This is a genomic window from Pseudoalteromonas sp. S3776 (assembly GCF_005886915.1).
Lineage (GTDB): Bacteria > Pseudomonadota > Gammaproteobacteria > Enterobacterales > Alteromonadaceae > Pseudoalteromonas.
Map to the genome: position 1 here is coordinate 31,006 of NZ_PNCU01000018.1, position 15,887 is coordinate 46,892.

Consider the following 15,887-nt stretch of genomic DNA (forward strand, 5'->3'; position numbering starts at 1 on the left):
TGCTCATGGTAATGTTTTAGCCTCCACACTTAGAGTACGCTGGGTTTGCCAATATTCTTTTTGACACGCTGCACCGGCAGCACAGTCATTGGCGGCGCACGTTGCTGAGCTTTGTAAATAGTAAATATTAACTGTGCCAGAGCGGGTGCTACTATCGGGCAAGTCGATATATTCACTACAACTCAATTCAACCTCACAGTTGGCTAAATAGAGGGTGCTAAAATTCCTATTAGTGGTTACAGCACTGCATGTTTGTGCTGTGCTCTTTAGTGCAAAAATTTCACTTAAACCAGTTTCTAACCCGCTTTGCGCTGCCATATAAGCACGCGCGCCGTAATACTCAATGGTATTTTGTTGCGACGCCCCCGATAACACTTTTGAAAGCGCCAGCCCCAGTGCCAGCATAGTGACGATGATCACCAATGTAATTATGAGCAAATTGCCTTGCTGTTTTTTAGCTAAAGTGATGTTTTTTATCTTAGGGAACATTAGGCACATGCACCTCATGGCTAATACTTATTTGTTCGGTGTCGTTAAACCCCATTTGCGCAAACACATTAACAACCGCGCTGCGCTGCAGTGTAACCTCACTCAATATAAAAAAGGCGCTGCTCGTTAAGTCATTTGAAATATAATTACTCATTAAATCGCGTTTAACGCCCGAGCTAACCTGTAAGCTGGCAGCGTTTAATTGGCTTGTAGTAAAACCGTAGTTACTATAGCGATACAATGAATTACCCTCTACACAAAAGCTAACGGGCTGATCTAATAAATAAAGGCGCTTACTCGGTGACTCTTGAGCAAATGCTTTGCTAAATTGCCATGTATCGAGCTCACCTGTAACAGCGCTATAGCCGATGACTTTTAAACGCTTGTTTTGACTTTCATCGTATATATCGCTGCTATTTAATGGGTAGACACTTGCCCAAGCGTTTATTTGTGGCTCAGTTAAATTATTAAGCGCAAAATTCACGGCGGTAATCTCAAAAGGAGCGCTAGTGGGTAAGTAATCGGTATAGTGAGTGGCAGATAAAAACGGCGTAAATTCTAAACATTGCTGCGTGCTACACGCTCCGTTGCTGGCGTTGTCGCAATTTAAGCGCAACGAATTAGGGGTTGCGTGGCGAAGCTCTTTACTTAATCGGGTTAAAACAAAGCGACTTTGCGCCACCGCTTCTTGGCGCTTTACACCTTGGCTGTAAATATTAAACCCAGCGCTGATAAACGAAAATGACGCCACAGCTAAAATGCCAATAATTACTATAACAAGTAATAGCTCAACTAAGGTAAAACCCTGTTTTTGCTTTGCTCTATTCATTAATAATTACCTTTGTATGCACTAAAGCCGTACACTTGCCCCAAGGGTGAGGTTACTTCAATGGTAATTCGTTTAAAGACAACGCCATCGTTATTGGTGGCCTCGTTTAGGTCGCTGTCGTATTGCACCTTCACAGCCAGTGAAAAATCGCTGTATTGCGCTAATGTATTCCCTAAACTATCACTAATAGGCTGCCCGGTGAGCGCAATATAATCATCAACATCGTTAAAATTTGTCCGTGTTTCTCCGCTGTCTGCACCCAGTTCAGAGCTAGTACTACAAGGCTGTGCACCTAAGCTGGTCTCAGAGCAGCGCCTAAATGGTGGCGAACGTTCGCTATGTTCATCAAATGATTTAGCTAATATTTCGTTCATTAATGCTTGCCCAATCTCTGACGCTCTCAGCGCGACAATAGGCTCAGCGCTTTGCTTTGCTTGCGGTGCTATAAGCGCTGTAATAATGCTTAGCGCAATAGCAAACATGACAATGGCTATAATCAGTTCTATTAAGGTAAAGCCTATTTGCTTTTTAGGGGCAGGCATAAATAAGCCCTTCACCGCTAATGCATACAGCTGCAAGGCCGAGATCAATTTTACAAAACACTGCGCAATTTTGATCAACCCTTCCAAGTGGATCAAAGTTTATTTGCGAAAACGTATTGCCATTGCTATCTAAAGCATTAAAACGTACGTTACTACGCCCAGTGTTTATTTCGACAACTAAATGCTCGCTATTGTTGGTACTTGGGCCGCCCGCACAGGTTTCTGGCTCTGGCCCCGCAACCAAGGTAGGTGAAATATACAGTTTGTGGCAGCTGCTTGTTGCAGTATTTTGCATTGCACGTAATTGTACGGTGCGCAGGGCATTTAATACCCTATCTCTGTATGAGTATGCTTGCTCTGTTGAACTGCCCAGAAACTTGGGCACTGCCGTTACCGACAGTATGCCCAAAATAACTAAGGTAATAATTAGTTCAACAAGGGTGAAGCCACGCAATCGTTGATTACTACTGCTATTCATTTATATAAATTAACACCCACTCGTGATAAGCGTAACCGTAGGAGGTACTACAGATACTGGCGGCGTGCCGTCGTTTTCATCAGATGCTTGTGTATATTCAATACGGCAATCATCAGTTTGCACGTAGCTATTAGGGAAAATAATTGCTTTTTCATCAGCGGCAACCTCTACAAGGTTAAAATCAGCTGAGTCGTCAGATGCAAATGTAACATCTAAAAAAGCCTCAAAGGCTGCTTCTGTTGCCGCAGGGTAGCCATAAGCAGTCGCTACTGCATCACCGGTATCAACGGTCACCGTGGCAGTCGCTTTTTTATGATCGCTTGCGATAATAGATTTACCATTAACAATGTTCATACCGCTTCGAATTGAACCTTGCAAGCCTTCGAGTGTAGAAGCATTAGCATCCCCTTGCAGGTTTAAAAAACGAGGGGCGGCGGTCACCGCTAAAATACCTAAAATCACGATTACAATTATTAGTTCAACAAGCGTAAAACCTGCTTGCTTATTCATTGGTTGTTTTAATGACTGCATTTTCATAAGTAAGCCTCTTTATTACTTAGTTTTTAAAAATTTGCACTTTGCCTGTAGTTGGAAAGTACGAAAACCCTACGTTTTTTGCTATCACAGCGCCATCGGTAGGTAAGTTGTTAGTGTTTAAATTATGCGTTAAATAATAAATACACTGGTTGTTTTTAGCGTTATAACGCACTAAATAACTCACCTCGGTTATTGCAGAAACCTCGGTACTTAATGTACTTGTAGGCGCATCTTGTAAAATTACCTTTAATACTTTTTGGCATTTCAGTGCTGTCATTGCGCTGGCCCGCGTATCAGTATTAGTCGTTTTATCACCCGTTGGTGTGCCCCTATTTCCATCGACACCAACAATGACACCTCCGTAGTTAATATGTGTTGTATTATTAACGCCTTTCGGGCGCCCCGATAATTCCCAGTGACTTCTTATCATCGTTACCGCTGAAGCAAACCCACCAGCGACTACATCGACACTCGCGTTATGAGCCTGATTTTTAACCCCTATGTATTGAGGTATAGCAAAAGCCATAATAACTGCCAGTAAAACAACTACTAAAATCAGCTCAAACAATGAGAAACCTGTTTCATGAGCGCGCCAGTTATTCATAATGGCTATCCTTTAATAGCCGACATCATGTTCCACATCGGCATAAATATGCCCAGCGCTAAAATAAGCACCATAATGGCAACAAACACGGTCAAAATAGGTTCTATTTTCGAGGTTAAACTGCGTAAGTCGTAATCAACTTCTCGCTCATAAAAGTCGGCCGCCTCTTGCAGTAATTCATCTACTCGGCCCGTTTCTTCACCCACAGCCACCATTTGCAGTACCAGTTGTGAAAATAGCTCGCTACTTCGCGAAGCACGCAGCAAACTGTCGCCTTTTTCGATATCTTGACGCATAGTGATAATGGCTTTCTCCATGTAGCTGTTATCAACTGCATGGGCCGTTAACGACAGCCCTGTCGTCATAGGGACGCCGGAGCGAAGCACCATAGCTAAACTTTGGCTATAACGTCCAAGCAAGGTGCGCTTTAAGATATCGCCGACAAAAGGAATTTTTAGTTTGTGGTGATCCCACTTAAAACGTCCAGCCGAGGTATTTATATAGCGGCGCCAAGCAAGGACTCCACCAATTAACATTAGCGCCAGCAGCCACCAATAATTGACAAAAAAGTTACTTGTACCGATGAGAACTTGGGTCATTAAAGGCAGCTCTGCATCAAATTTTTCGAACATGCTGGCAAAGGTTGGGATCACAAAAATATTTAAAATGATCATCGCGACTAAAAGCGCCAAAATAACAAACGTGGGGTAACGCATAGCCGCTTTTATTCGTTTACGCGTCTCTTGTTCTTTTTCAAAGTAAATAGCCAGTTGATAAAACGCATCTTCTAATCGCCCTGACCCTTCACCAACCTTAACCATAGAAATAGTTAAGCGGCTAAACACCTTATTGTGTATGGCCAAAGCACTCGATAATTCGCGGCCTTGCTCAAGTTGGCGGGTGACTTCAAGCAATACACTTTTAAACTCTTTATTTTGCGTGGTATCAGCCAGGCCTATCATTGCTCTAATAATAGGAATACCCGCTTTAAGTAATGAATACATTTGCCGTGAAAACATAATCATGTCATCAAGGGTTATTTTTTCACTAAACAAGTTATCGAATAACTTAATATTGTTTTTTGTTTCAACCAATGAAATTGATATAGGTATGTACTGGCGCTTTAGTAAGCTATCGGCTACACCAGCCTCGTTATTTGCCTCAACACGCCCTTTAACCAGCGCGCCTTTGGTGTCTTTGGCTTTGTAACTATATAGCTGCATCGTCACCACCTACTACTTCAGGTACATATTCAGCCACTTTAAATACCTCATCTAACGAGGTAATTCCTTGCTTTGCATACGTTAAAGCCATATAAGATAGTGGTGCAAAATTAGCGCTACTTTTAGCCGCTTCGGCAAAACGTTGCGTGTCGTTAATACGCAGAGCATCCATCATAGCGTCGTTCATTTCTAGCAGTTCAAAAATCCCCACTCGTCCTTTATAGCCACTATGGCTACAGGCAGTGCAGCCTTCACCTCGCCAAAACTGTGTGCTGTTAGCATCTTCACCTAAGTAGGTAAGCCAACTTTGTTCTTGTTTATCTGGGTGGTACGGTGTTTTACACTCATTGCAGATGCGCCTAACTAAGCGCTGAGCAATAATAGCCCGTAGTGAACTGGCGACTAAATAAGCTGGCGCCCCCATATCAATTAAGCGCATTGCACTTGATATGGCATCGTTGGTATGAAGTGTAGAAAGCACTAAGTGGCCCGTTAATGCAGCTCTTAGCCCTATATCTACGGTTTCTTGGTCACGCATTTCGCCAACCATAATAATATCGGGGTCTTGGCGTAGTGTGGTTCTTAGTACACTGGCAAAACTTAAACCAATTTTGTTGTTTATTTGCACCTGATTTACCCGCCCAATGCGGTATTCAACCGGATCTTCTACGGTAATAATTTTACTTTCTTGTTGGTTAAGTTCACTTAAAGCGCCGTACAAAGTGGTGGTTTTACCTGAGCCTGTAGGCCCAGTCACTAACACCATGCCATGCGGGCGTTTTATAATGCTGCGCAGGCGTTTTAAAATATGCACCGGCATGCCTGTTTCATCTAACGATAAAAGCCCTGCAGATTGGTCGAGCAACCGCATCACAACTGACTCACCATATTGCACAGGCATTGTCGATAAACGCACATCAATGCTGTGCGCGTGTACTTTTATATTAAAACGGCCATCTTGCGGTAAACGCTTTTCCGATATATCTAACCCCGACATAAGCTTGAGCCTAAGCACTAAGGCTGAGGCTATTTTTACTTGATTTAGTATGTGCTCTTGTAATACACCATCAACGCGTTGGCGAATGCGTAATAGCCTTTCATCGGGTTCTATGTGGATATCTGAGGCGCGTACTTGCACTGCATCTTCAAATATAGATTGCAGTAGTTTTACCACGGTGGCATCAGAGGTTTCATCTGCTAAGGAATTAAGATCAAACTCTTCTACGTCTTCGTATTCTTCGTGTAGCTTTTCAGCAAAGTTAGTAATATCTTCTGTTCGGCGGTACACATTATCAAACGCAGCCATAAGTTGGCTTTCTTGCACTACAGCCAACTCAACTCGCTTAGGGGCTAGCATTGGCGCTAGCTGATCCAACGCTCTCAAATCTGCGGGGTCACTCATCCCGACTAAAACTGAATCGCCATTGTCCTCTATGACTAATGCTCGGTAACGTCTGGCATAAACCTCAGAAAGTAGCTTAGATACATCTGAAGATATTTTCCGCTGCGAAATATCTAAAAATGGTATTTGTAATTGTTGAGCTAAAAAGCGTAATAATTGCGGCTCACTTATAAACTCAAGCGCAATTAATGTAGCCCCTAACTTACGCCCTGACGCGGCTTGCACATTAAGTGCTTCACTTAGCTGCGCTTCGGTGATCATTTGCTCATGAACGAGTAAATCCCCTAAACGCATTTTTAAACTGGGTCTCATACAGCCTCCTTCAATGCAACTAAACGCTGTAGTGCATGTTGCGTCATTGCGGCATTTAAACCGCCTAAATCGAGTGCAACTTTATAAAGGTGCTTTGCATCAGCAAATTCTCCCAACGCATCTTTTGAAGTTGCTAACGCCAGCCACCATTTAGCCTGCTGAGGCTGAAGCTGTGTAAGTTGTGTAAAACTCGCAAGCGCTATTTGATGTTGCTGCGCATTTTGTGCTGCGGTGCCTTTTAAAATCCAAAACTCAAGGTTTGCCTGAGGCTCAAGCTTGGCTATGAGCAGTTTAAGTACGCCTTCATACTCTTGCTGCATAATTAAGATTTTACTGAGCATGGTTCGCCACTGCACAACCTCAGGGTTTATTTTTATGCCAGCAACCAATAGCTGCTGAGCCATAAGTACATCTTGTTGCTGAAAGTAGGTTGCCGCGAGTAAGTTTCGCGCTTCTATATGCTCAGGTTGTGTTTGTAAAATAGCGGTTAAATCGTTAATCGCATCATCATATAAAGCAAATTCCAACGCTTGTTTAGCACGCTTTAATTGCTGTGCTATGCGCTGGGCTTTGCTTTGCTTAACACTGGCAGTTTTTACTAATTTATTTTCAACGGGTGGCTGCTCAGCCTGTGTAATGCTTTTTACTGGTGTACTGCTTTTTGCTTCAAGTGGGGCATTTATCTCTGTACTAGCGGCTACTTTTACGCTTGTCTCTGTGGGGCTGTTTTTTTTGCTTAGTAGCGTGTCTTTCTCTACAGCGTGTTGCTGTATTACTTCGTCTTTTGGCTGCTTAAGCAACGCGTTATTGCTTTGCTCCTGCGCCAGTTTTTTTTGCGCAACTGCAGGAGTGTAAGCCGCTTCAGCAGCTGTGCTCTCTTCGTTTAATGGTTTTAAAGGCTTAATTACTGGGGTAATTTTAGCTTGAGCAATTTCAACCGGCTGGCTGCTATTTTTAACAGCATGGGCTTTTTCAGCTGTGTCGCTACTCGGTTGAGGTGCTTGTGCAAAAGGCAAATAAAGGTAGGCTGTAAAAATAATTACAATCGCGAGTAACACGCTCAACACTTTAAATAATACATCATGGTAGTCGCGTACAGGGGTAATAGCGACTCCAGCACTTTGCTGCTTACGCTGAGCATTTTGGCGCTGGTCGATGTTTTTGAGCATGTTATTAATCACACTCATAGCCATTGCCTCCATAACCACATAACTGCAATAGCAAACACACTAATAGCTAATAAGCCGTAAGCCCAGTAATGGTTAGCATGGTGCTTTTTGCAATCTTCGGTGTCTGCAATAGCAAGATGTACATGGCGCGGTGTCACTTTATTAAGCCCTTCGCCGTATGCTTGCAGTAAAGCTTTGTGGCATAAAATATTGACCAACCGTGGAATGCCTCGACTTGCACGCGCTATTTTTGATCCTAATCGATTAGTAAATAGTAGCGGCTGATTAAAGCCTGCCACCTGTAAACGGTGATTAATATAATAAATAACCTCACTGGCGGTCATTGCACGCAATGAGTACGAAAAACTGATACGCTGGCGTAACTGCCTCACCTTACTATTAGCTAGCTTTTCATCTAATTCGGGCTGGCCAAATAGCACCACCTGAATAAGCTTTTCGGTTTCGGTTTCTAGGTTTGTAAATAATCGAAGTGCTTCAAGTGTATCCCAACTCAGGCACTGTGCTTCGTCTATTAATAACACAACCCGTTCGTTATCTTCTTGTAGCTCAAGTAAGTAATGATTTATTTGCTGACTTAACGATTGCTGATCTAGCGTTTTATCTACCTCCATGCCAAGCTCTACAGCAATAGCCCAACGTAATTCTTCAGGGCTTAAATATGAATTAGGTAAATAAGCCACGAAGTAGTCTTCTTCAATTTGATTTAAAAGTTTTCTGCATAGTAAGGTTTTGCCTGTCCCTACTTCCCCTGTTACTTTTATAAACCCTTCACCCATTTCTAGCGCAGTGGTCAGTACTTGCATGGCTTCGTGGTGCGGTTCAAGCGCACAAAAAAACTCAGTGTTTGGGGTTAAGGTGAAAGGCATTTCACTTAAATTAAAAAAGCTTAAATACATAGTTAGTTCTCATACCATGTATTTAATAGCGCGCGACTATGAGCCTGTTGCTTTTTCCATGTGTCGGGCATCACCACCGTTGGCTTAATTAAAATTACGAGCTCTTTTTTCTCTTGGCGCTTACTGATACTTTTAAACAAGTTGCCTAATATTGGCACATCGCCCAAAATCGGTGTTTTCGACTCTTCATCTTCCGTCGTGGTTTGCATTAACCCACCTATTACGACTATTTCACCACTTTGAGCGCGGATCACCGTATCAGATTCTCGAATATTGCTTTGTGCAAGCGGCAACTCAAAACGCTGATCATCTAATGTAATCACCTTTAGCTGCTCTTCTGTTTCGGTTACCGACGGATGAACATGTAAAATGACTGAGCCATATTTATCAATTTGCGGTGTGACATCGAGCGCAATGCCCGAAAAAAACGGCGTTAGGTCTATTTCTGGAGACGTAGTCGTTGAGGTGCCCGTTACTGTTGTGCTCGAAACGTTAGTGACAAAGTACTCATCTTGTCCTACTTTAATCACGGCTTTTTGATTGTTTGTAGCCGTTACACGGGGGTTAGAAAGCATTTGTAGGTCACCCTGGGTTTCAAGCAAGCTAATTACGCCGCTAAAGTCGCCTTTTTCAATCGTTAACGAGGAAACCCCTCCTAAAGTAGCTGAAATAGAATTACCTATGCTGCCTGCTGTTGTTGCAAACGACACCCCGCCTTCTAACCCTCTAGAAATCCGCTCCCAGTTAACTCCTTGTTGGTACTCATCTTTTAGAGTTATTTCGACAATTTTAGCTTCAAGAATAACTTGTCGCTGAAGGTTTTCTTGGCTTTGACGTAAAAAATCTTTTAACTGGTTTATTTCACTTGGTAAGGCGTTGACCGTGACTAAACTAGCCTGCGGGCTGGCAACCACATAGCGCCCATCGTTTGAGCCAATAAGCGATTTAAGAGCAAGTTCAAGCTCCTTCCAAAAGTCGTTTTGATTAATTGTTTGGATGCGAGAGCCATTCAACTCAGTATTTTGATTATCGCTGCCAAACTGATTATTTTGGCTCGAATTATTGCTGCTGTATGAGTTTGAATTTGAACTTGAGTTGTTTTGTGAGAACTGGCTTACCCCACCTGCAACAACACTTACCGTTGATTGCCCATGGCGCTGCATCATTAAATAATTAACCGGTATAGTTTCTGTGCGCATAATTGCAGGTAGCACCTGTACAATACGCCCTTCTTGAACAATATCTAATGGGTACATGCGTTTAATAACCGCTATCACTTCTTCAAAGGTTACGTTTTTTAAATTTAAAGAAATAACACCGCTTACCTGTGGGTGTACTGCCACGCTGTATGGCGTATCAGCCGTTAAGCCATTAAAAAATGAGCTTATTTCTACCTCTTTTGCGGCTACATCAAAACGTTTTACAGCTAACTCATTGGTTAGGCTTTGCTCACTATTAAGTGATGAAAGTAGGCTTTGTGTTAGCGCACTGCTTACTTCTACTGGAGCTACACTTTTTGCTTTGTTACTGACAGGCGCAAGCTCTTGAGCAATATGTGGCTGAATCTCTTTTCCGGGCTTAAAACTATGGCACGCCGTTAAAAAAGGCGGTATTAAAATAAGCGCAAGCCATGGCTTTGTTGTATTATTTTTTAATTTCATAGTCGTATAATTCTAATTTTATTTGCTTATCATCATTTGCTAACAGCACTGAATTAGCGTTTATTGTTAGCACCCGAAATTCACCTACTACATCTCCTGGCTTATATACCTGCTTAGAAATAATCGCTTTGTATTGCTTTTCGGTTTTAATAATTGACTGTAACAACAGCGCTGTATTACTTACTGCAGCGCCATTTATTATTGGTGTTTTGCTAGGTTGTGTAGGGTCGCGCAGTATTTCAGCTGAACTGATAACAGGGGAAAAACATATGCAAATCACACACAAACTATAAAGCAATAAATTTTTCATTGGCGCTCACCGTGGCTATTTGTAATGTTAACTCTGCATTAGGGTATGTTTTCACTTGATAATTAAATTGCTGTATAAGCAGCTTTTGTTGGCTTGCTTTAAGGCCTGCTAAGTATCCTTGTAAACTAAAATAACGTCCCTGCAATGTAACCACCATTTGGTGCTCAAAAAACAGCGTTTGCGTATCGTGTTCACCCAGTTTTTCTACATCAATTGCTTTTGCTGGGTTTACCCTAAAGCTAACAACACGCACATCGGGTGTGTTTACGAATAGATCCCTTAATACAGCGGGTACTTTGTTAGCCGAAATAAAACCTTGGCTAAACATGCTTAGCTTATTATTTATCTCTTCTAACTCTCGCTGTGTTTGCCCAATCTGATTTCTTAGTACTTTTGTGTAGTCATGCTCTAATGCCTGTGTAAGCATAGAAAGCTGTGCTTCATTTTGGTTTATTTTTTGCCACAATTCATTTTGCTTAATGCGTAAATTGTTTACTGCATCTTGCTGTGGGAACACTACAAACCATAATCCCAAGTAAACAATCAGAAATAAGCCAACAAATAGCACTGAATACTTTTCGCGCTGCTGCAACGTTGCGAATCTTGTTTGGTATTTAACAAATAATGGCCAGCCTTTTTTTTCACTTTGCTCACTCATTGCGTTACCTCACTTTCACTCAGCTGCGTAGCAACATTAAACTCGCTCACCCCCTCGCTGCTCGACAACTCTATAACTGAAAACTCCTTTCCATTGAAAAAGCTCGATTGCTTAAGATTGGTAAGCCAAATAGGTAAAAATTTTGCTTGCTGCGCGCGCCCTCTAAGTATTATTTTTTGACCGTCAAATTTTATCTGGTCAAGCCAAATCTGCGGCTCGTGGTACGCTGCCAAATCACGCATAACATCTGCGTAATCTGTTTTGGTATGCATAGATGTGTTTTCTAAATAATCAAACACCTGTTGTTTATGCAATATCTCTTGTTGCAGTACTTTTAGTTCATCAATCAAGTGCGATTTATTTTGTTTATCAGCTAAGCGCTGCTTTACCACTCTTAATTGCTGTTGTGTGTGTGTTAAATAGGCCTCGCTTTGTGTTACTAATTGCAGACTTTTATGCTCTTCGTATAAATAAAAAAGCCAAGTTAATGCAACTACACATAAGGTAGCTAGCCAAAGTACGAGCATGCCTTTAAAAGGAACGGGGTCGCGCCTAACCCTAATCGCTTTTTGGTAAAAATTAATCCGTGTTTTCATAGCACTGAATCCGGACTGGTTAATTGATACGCTGCCCCCAATGCGTAATAGAAGCTCGGCTCAAGATCTTGGGCTAGATCGATATTAGGTTTGAAATCAACAACTTTTACTTGTAAAAATTCTGCAAGGCCAGCCCTTAAAGTCAAAGACGACAGGTCATCGCAGTGCAGCTGAATACTTCTAATAGGAGGCTGCTTTAATTGGCTTTCGAAAAAGTCCATCGACCTTTGAATCTCAAGACCAAGGGCTTCAACTAGCCCGTGTGTACGCTCTTTATCCGAAATACCTAAAAACCCGTTCAATCGTCTAGCTAATAAAAGCTGACCATCGCGAATAATTAAAATACGAGGCTCGTGCCCTGCATGTTGCACTATAAGCATGTGTGCACTTTTATCTTCACCAAACAAGGTTACTAAAATCATCTCTTCCGAGGTCATTGCCCTGAGGACAGGCTTTATTTTTGAAAAGCTATCGATAAAAGGCAGTAACTGAAGTTTATTGGTAATAAACACATTCATTTTACTGCTTTGCATAGGCTGAACGATTGGGTAATCGATAAAATCGGCAACAATGTTCTCTGGCGGAATATCAACTAAATCTTTTGTTGTCCAAGGTAAGGATTGAATGATTTCTTCGTCACTCAACATGGGTTTATCCATTTGCACTATTTGATAAAAATAGTGAGGCACCACTAAATTTACTGGGCACACCTCTGCACAAACTTCATTTGTGCAAGTTGCAATAGCAGCTGTATAATCTGTGAGGTCTTCAACATTCACGCTATATGAGTTATGAACGTACCACTGCCCTTGATTTTTTTTTAAACACACTGCTTTTACAGTATCTGCATAAGTAGCAATACCAATTGATGTGCTAGAGTCTAAACTGCGATTTAACCAAGATAACAACGAAAACAGCTTTTTTTTCATACAGCTACTATTGTTAATAAGAGATTAACTAAGTGTCGTACAAGATTGTTGGTTTGCAAGTATAAACACGAGAAATAATGCTTAATTTATTTAATATTGAAAAAGAAAGCCCAATACAACAAATAGATAGCGATTGTCTAAAAAAAAGAAACATACGCTTAAGCATTAAAAGAGATGACCTGCTCCACCCACTTATTAGTGGTAACAAATGGCGTAAACTAAAATATAATTTACAGCATATGCAAGCCTCCAATAAAACACAGTTACTCACTTTTGGAGGCGCGTTTTCTAATCATATTCATGCCTGCGCTGGGGCGGGTAAATTATTTAATATAAAAACCCACGCCATCATTAGAGGACCACATTTAGACACCCAAAACCCCACAGTGCGATTTGCTAAACAATGTGCAATGGACTTACATGCGGTTACGCGTATTGAATATAAGCAGCGCCATGACCCAGATTACTTAGCTCAGCTGCAAGCACAATTCCCCTATGCATACATAATTCCAGAGGGTGGAAGTAATACACATGCTTTGCCAGGGTGTGCTGAGCTTGCTAAAAGCTTACCTAAGCATGATTACTTAATTTGTCCCACAGGCAGTGGCGGTACACTTGCAGGTTTAATTGAAGGCAGCTTTGAGGCCACACAGCTGCTAGGAATTGCGGTATTAAAGCAAGCCGAATACCTTAACAAAGAAATTACAACACTTAGTAAAAAAGCCGCCCAGCAATCAAATTGGCAACTACTTACAGAGTTTCATGATGGCGGTTATGGAAAGTTTACCAATGAATTGTGGCAGTTTTGCCAACGCATGCAGCAGCGCCATAACTTACCCCTGGAACCTATATACAGTGGTAAAATGATGTATGCATTATGGCAGCTGATCGAACAAGACTACTTTGCTGCTGGTAGTCACATAATGGCTATTCATACAGGCGGTTTACAGGGGCTTAATGGTTTAAAGTATCGTGGCTTGATTTAGTGTAATTCCTAATAAAACGTGGCATGTGTGTACTCTTGCAAGGGCTCAGAAAAGTAAAAGCCTTGTGCAGCAACTACGCCTAGTTTAGCCAACATAAGTAGCTCTTTTTGGGTTTCTACACCCACCGCGTATACAGGTATATTGAGCAACTTGCTTTGCGCCACAATGTTTTTAACTTGCTTTTGCTGTTGTGTTTTTTCATCCACATTATGAACAAGCGGATACCCTAGTTTTATACCGCTAACTAATTTTTGAGAAGCAATTTGGTTAATGTGCTCCAAATTCTGTACATTATCAATCACCAGCAAACTTTGTAGGGCCGTCAGTTTGTCAAAGGCACCAGCTAGTTGCCCTTGGTACTTAATAAAGTCTGCTTCGCTAATTTCAAACTGTAATTTTCGCTTTGTCGTAAAATCTTTCATATTGGTGACAAACCAGCTCCAAAACTGCTTGTTAAACCAATTACTTATATGCAAATTAACGCTCACCGTTAGTGCGCTGGACTCAGCTAAAATAAGCTTTTTAACTTGAAGTAGCACCGCTTTATCTAACTCAAATGCTTGGTGATTGTTAAAGTCTTGATTAATAAAGTAACGCGCAGCTAGTAAACCGTGCGGTTGCTGCCTAATTCTTATTAGCACTTCATGTTGTACAATATCGCCGCTGGTGATCATAAATAACGGTTGAAAGAACAAGATAAATTTATTCTTTTTAATATTTTCAATAACCTGCTTACTTGAAATTAAGTTCCCTTGCTCGTGCTGTAACGCGAGCCTATGCCAGTGTTGCATCACGTTTTTTTCTGAAAAAAGCAAGGCAGACTTAGCTAACTTAAAAATAACAGGTTGCTCGGCTGCATACCGATAATCACACAAACCAACTTTTATGTTTTTGCGTTTTACAGTACTTCGATAGCGCCTACAAATTTGATAAACGCATTCGTGTAGGCTTTCACTGTATGTATCTAGCTTTGCTACAGGGATATTATTTAAAGTAATAGCAAGGTTGTTAGCATCAAATACATTAACTGATACTGCAGGAAGCTCTTTAAAATATTTTGCTATCAATACCTTAAAGCTTGCTTGGGTATCGGTATTTTCATCAAACACACAATCACATTTCACTATGGCAAATAAGCTATGCCGCGCTGCACTAACACCGTACATAGACTTTACTTCGCAGTTTAATGTGGTGATTTGCGTAGAAAGTTTTTTTGCTGCTTTAGTTTTGCTGTAAGGCAATGGCAGGCTCGCTGCCGGTTTTGTTACTAATACTTTCCACCATTTAACCCACCAGCTAGTAGCACCTAATATAATGATATTTAATAGTAAAAATAAGTAGGCTTGCTCCACCCAGGCAGGCCAGTGGTATAAACTTATGCTGAGCGTTTTATAGCTAAATACATCGTGCTGTATATCAACTAAGTATTTGAAGTGTTCGGCATTTGAGTGTGCAGCCAGCATAAAGCCCTTACTTTGCACCAAAGCCTGCACTATTTCTTTATCAGCATTAGCGTTAATTTGCAGCTCATAAATTTGCTGTGTTAACTGCTGGCCATTTTTGTGGATTTTTTTATGAAGCGTATTATTTAAAAGCACATTAAAAATAATGACTACCAGCAAAAAACTCGTTAAGTACATTATTTTTTTTTGCTTACCAAGTTTTATAAAGGCTTTATGCATAGTGCTCTCTGTGGCAACGCGACTATTTAAAGTGTTGTTCAAAATAGTCATTAGCACAAGCACGCTAAGCAAGTTTAAATGTTTATAATTTTGCTAAACAAAAAAACCCCGTGTAAACGGGGTTTTGGCAAATAATTTATTAATTTTTAGGTTGCTCGCCATGCGCGTTCAATATCATTTCGCCGTCTTCTTTGTATAGCTCACCTTTAGGCCATAGCGCTAACAGCGTTAAAACTTGCTCACTAGGGCGACACAACTTAACCCCTTTTTCGGTGCACACTATAGGTCTGTTAACGAGTATTGGGTGCGCAAGCATGGCCTCTAAAATAGCTTCACCTGTTATGTTTTCACTCAACAAACCTAGTTTTTTAGCTGGCGATTTACTCACTCTCAACGCTGTTTTTGGTGTTAAGTTTGCTGCGGCAAATAACGCTAGTAACTGAGGTTTTGTCCAGCCCTCTTTAAGGTATTCAATAACAATGGGGTTATAGCCAGCGCCTTAATAATCTGCAATACATTGCGCGATGTACCACAATCGGCGTTATGATGAATAACAACCATAA

The 15,887-nt window shown here is 41.3% G+C and carries 17 protein-coding genes and 1 pseudogene; 1 reads left to right on the top strand and 17 read right to left on the bottom strand.

Going from position 1 to position 15,887, the window contains the following annotated elements:
- Nucleotides 1-3: 3 nt before the first annotated feature.
- The 15 genes from CWC16_RS09100 to CWC16_RS09170 are packed head-to-tail and all read right to left on the bottom strand — an operon-like array spanning nucleotide 4 to nucleotide 12,656.
- Nucleotides 4-489: an agglutinin biogenesis protein MshP gene (locus CWC16_RS09100; protein WP_138541318.1), complete on the bottom strand. Its 486-nt coding sequence runs from the start codon at nucleotides 487-489 to the stop codon at nucleotides 4-6.
- A complete protein-coding gene (locus CWC16_RS09105) occupies nucleotides 479-1,318 on the bottom strand; it encodes a type II secretion system protein (protein WP_138541319.1) in 840 nt (279 codons plus the stop codon). Before CWC16_RS09105 ends, CWC16_RS09100 begins: the two co-directional genes overlap by 11 nt.
- Complete coding sequence (locus CWC16_RS09110) at nucleotides 1,318-1,860, bottom strand: prepilin-type N-terminal cleavage/methylation domain-containing protein (protein WP_138541320.1); 543 nt, start codon at nucleotides 1,858-1,860, stop codon at nucleotides 1,318-1,320. Before CWC16_RS09110 ends, CWC16_RS09105 begins: the two co-directional genes overlap by 1 nt.
- Nucleotides 1,847-2,338: a pilus assembly FimT family protein gene (locus CWC16_RS09115; protein WP_138541321.1), complete on the bottom strand. Its 492-nt coding sequence runs from the start codon at nucleotides 2,336-2,338 to the stop codon at nucleotides 1,847-1,849. The genes CWC16_RS09110 and CWC16_RS09115 overlap by 14 nt, the downstream gene beginning before the upstream one ends.
- Nucleotides 2,339-2,347: 9 nt before the next feature.
- Complete coding sequence (locus tag CWC16_RS09120; RefSeq protein ID WP_138541322.1) at nucleotides 2,348-2,875, bottom strand: prepilin-type N-terminal cleavage/methylation domain-containing protein; 528 nt, start codon at nucleotides 2,873-2,875, stop codon at nucleotides 2,348-2,350.
- 19 nt (nucleotides 2,876-2,894) lie between these two features.
- Entirely contained in the window at nucleotides 2,895-3,479 is a 585-nt protein-coding gene (locus CWC16_RS09125; RefSeq protein ID WP_055014618.1) for a prepilin-type N-terminal cleavage/methylation domain-containing protein, read from the bottom strand.
- Between the two features lie 5 nt (nucleotides 3,480-3,484).
- Complete coding sequence (locus tag CWC16_RS09130; protein ID WP_138541323.1) at nucleotides 3,485-4,702, bottom strand: type II secretion system F family protein; 1,218 nt, start codon at nucleotides 4,700-4,702, stop codon at nucleotides 3,485-3,487.
- On the bottom strand, nucleotides 4,689-6,416 hold the full coding sequence (locus CWC16_RS09135) for a GspE/PulE family protein (protein ID WP_138541324.1): 1,728 nt from the start codon (nucleotides 6,414-6,416) through the stop codon (nucleotides 4,689-4,691). The genes CWC16_RS09130 and CWC16_RS09135 overlap by 14 nt, the downstream gene beginning before the upstream one ends.
- A complete protein-coding gene (locus tag CWC16_RS09140; RefSeq protein ID WP_138541325.1) occupies nucleotides 6,413-7,603 on the bottom strand; it encodes a tetratricopeptide repeat protein in 1,191 nt (396 codons plus the stop codon). The genes CWC16_RS09135 and CWC16_RS09140 overlap by 4 nt, the downstream gene beginning before the upstream one ends.
- Nucleotides 7,600-8,502, bottom strand: coding sequence for an ExeA family protein (locus CWC16_RS09145; protein ID WP_138541326.1), 903 nt, complete (start codon nucleotides 8,500-8,502; stop codon nucleotides 7,600-7,602). Before CWC16_RS09145 ends, CWC16_RS09140 begins: the two co-directional genes overlap by 4 nt.
- A gap of 2 nt (nucleotides 8,503-8,504) precedes the next feature.
- Entirely contained in the window at nucleotides 8,505-10,163 is a 1,659-nt protein-coding gene (gene mshL, locus CWC16_RS09150) for a pilus (MSHA type) biogenesis protein MshL (RefSeq protein WP_055014613.1), read from the bottom strand.
- Complete coding sequence (locus tag CWC16_RS09155) at nucleotides 10,147-10,473, bottom strand: agglutinin biogenesis protein MshK (RefSeq protein WP_138541327.1); 327 nt, start codon at nucleotides 10,471-10,473, stop codon at nucleotides 10,147-10,149. Before CWC16_RS09155 ends, mshL begins: the two co-directional genes overlap by 17 nt.
- Entirely contained in the window at nucleotides 10,451-11,131 is a 681-nt protein-coding gene (locus CWC16_RS09160; RefSeq protein ID WP_138541328.1) for an agglutinin biogenesis protein MshJ, read from the bottom strand. Before CWC16_RS09160 ends, CWC16_RS09155 begins: the two co-directional genes overlap by 23 nt.
- Nucleotides 11,128-11,727: a PilN domain-containing protein gene (locus tag CWC16_RS09165; protein ID WP_138541329.1), complete on the bottom strand. Its 600-nt coding sequence runs from the start codon at nucleotides 11,725-11,727 to the stop codon at nucleotides 11,128-11,130. The genes CWC16_RS09160 and CWC16_RS09165 overlap by 4 nt, the downstream gene beginning before the upstream one ends.
- Nucleotides 11,724-12,656, bottom strand: a complete 933-nt coding sequence (locus tag CWC16_RS09170; protein WP_055014609.1) for a hypothetical protein — start codon at nucleotides 12,654-12,656, stop codon at nucleotides 11,724-11,726. Before CWC16_RS09170 ends, CWC16_RS09165 begins: the two co-directional genes overlap by 4 nt.
- Before the next feature lie 77 nt (nucleotides 12,657-12,733).
- Here CWC16_RS09170 and CWC16_RS09175 point away from each other — a divergent pair, with 77 nt between their 5' ends.
- Nucleotides 12,734-13,642, top strand: coding sequence for a 1-aminocyclopropane-1-carboxylate deaminase/D-cysteine desulfhydrase (locus CWC16_RS09175; protein ID WP_138541330.1), 909 nt, complete (start codon nucleotides 12,734-12,736; stop codon nucleotides 13,640-13,642).
- 8 nt (nucleotides 13,643-13,650) lie between these two features.
- On the opposite strand, the gene CWC16_RS09180 is transcribed toward CWC16_RS09175, so the two are convergent.
- Both CWC16_RS09180 and CWC16_RS09185 read right to left on the bottom strand, forming a co-directional pair.
- Nucleotides 13,651-15,375, bottom strand: coding sequence for an EAL domain-containing protein (locus CWC16_RS09180; RefSeq protein WP_249929202.1), 1,725 nt, complete (start codon nucleotides 15,373-15,375; stop codon nucleotides 13,651-13,653).
- 88 nt (nucleotides 15,376-15,463) lie between these two features.
- Nucleotides 15,464-15,885: pseudogene (locus CWC16_RS09185) on the bottom strand (arsenate reductase family protein).
- Nucleotides 15,886-15,887 lie beyond the last annotated feature (2 nt).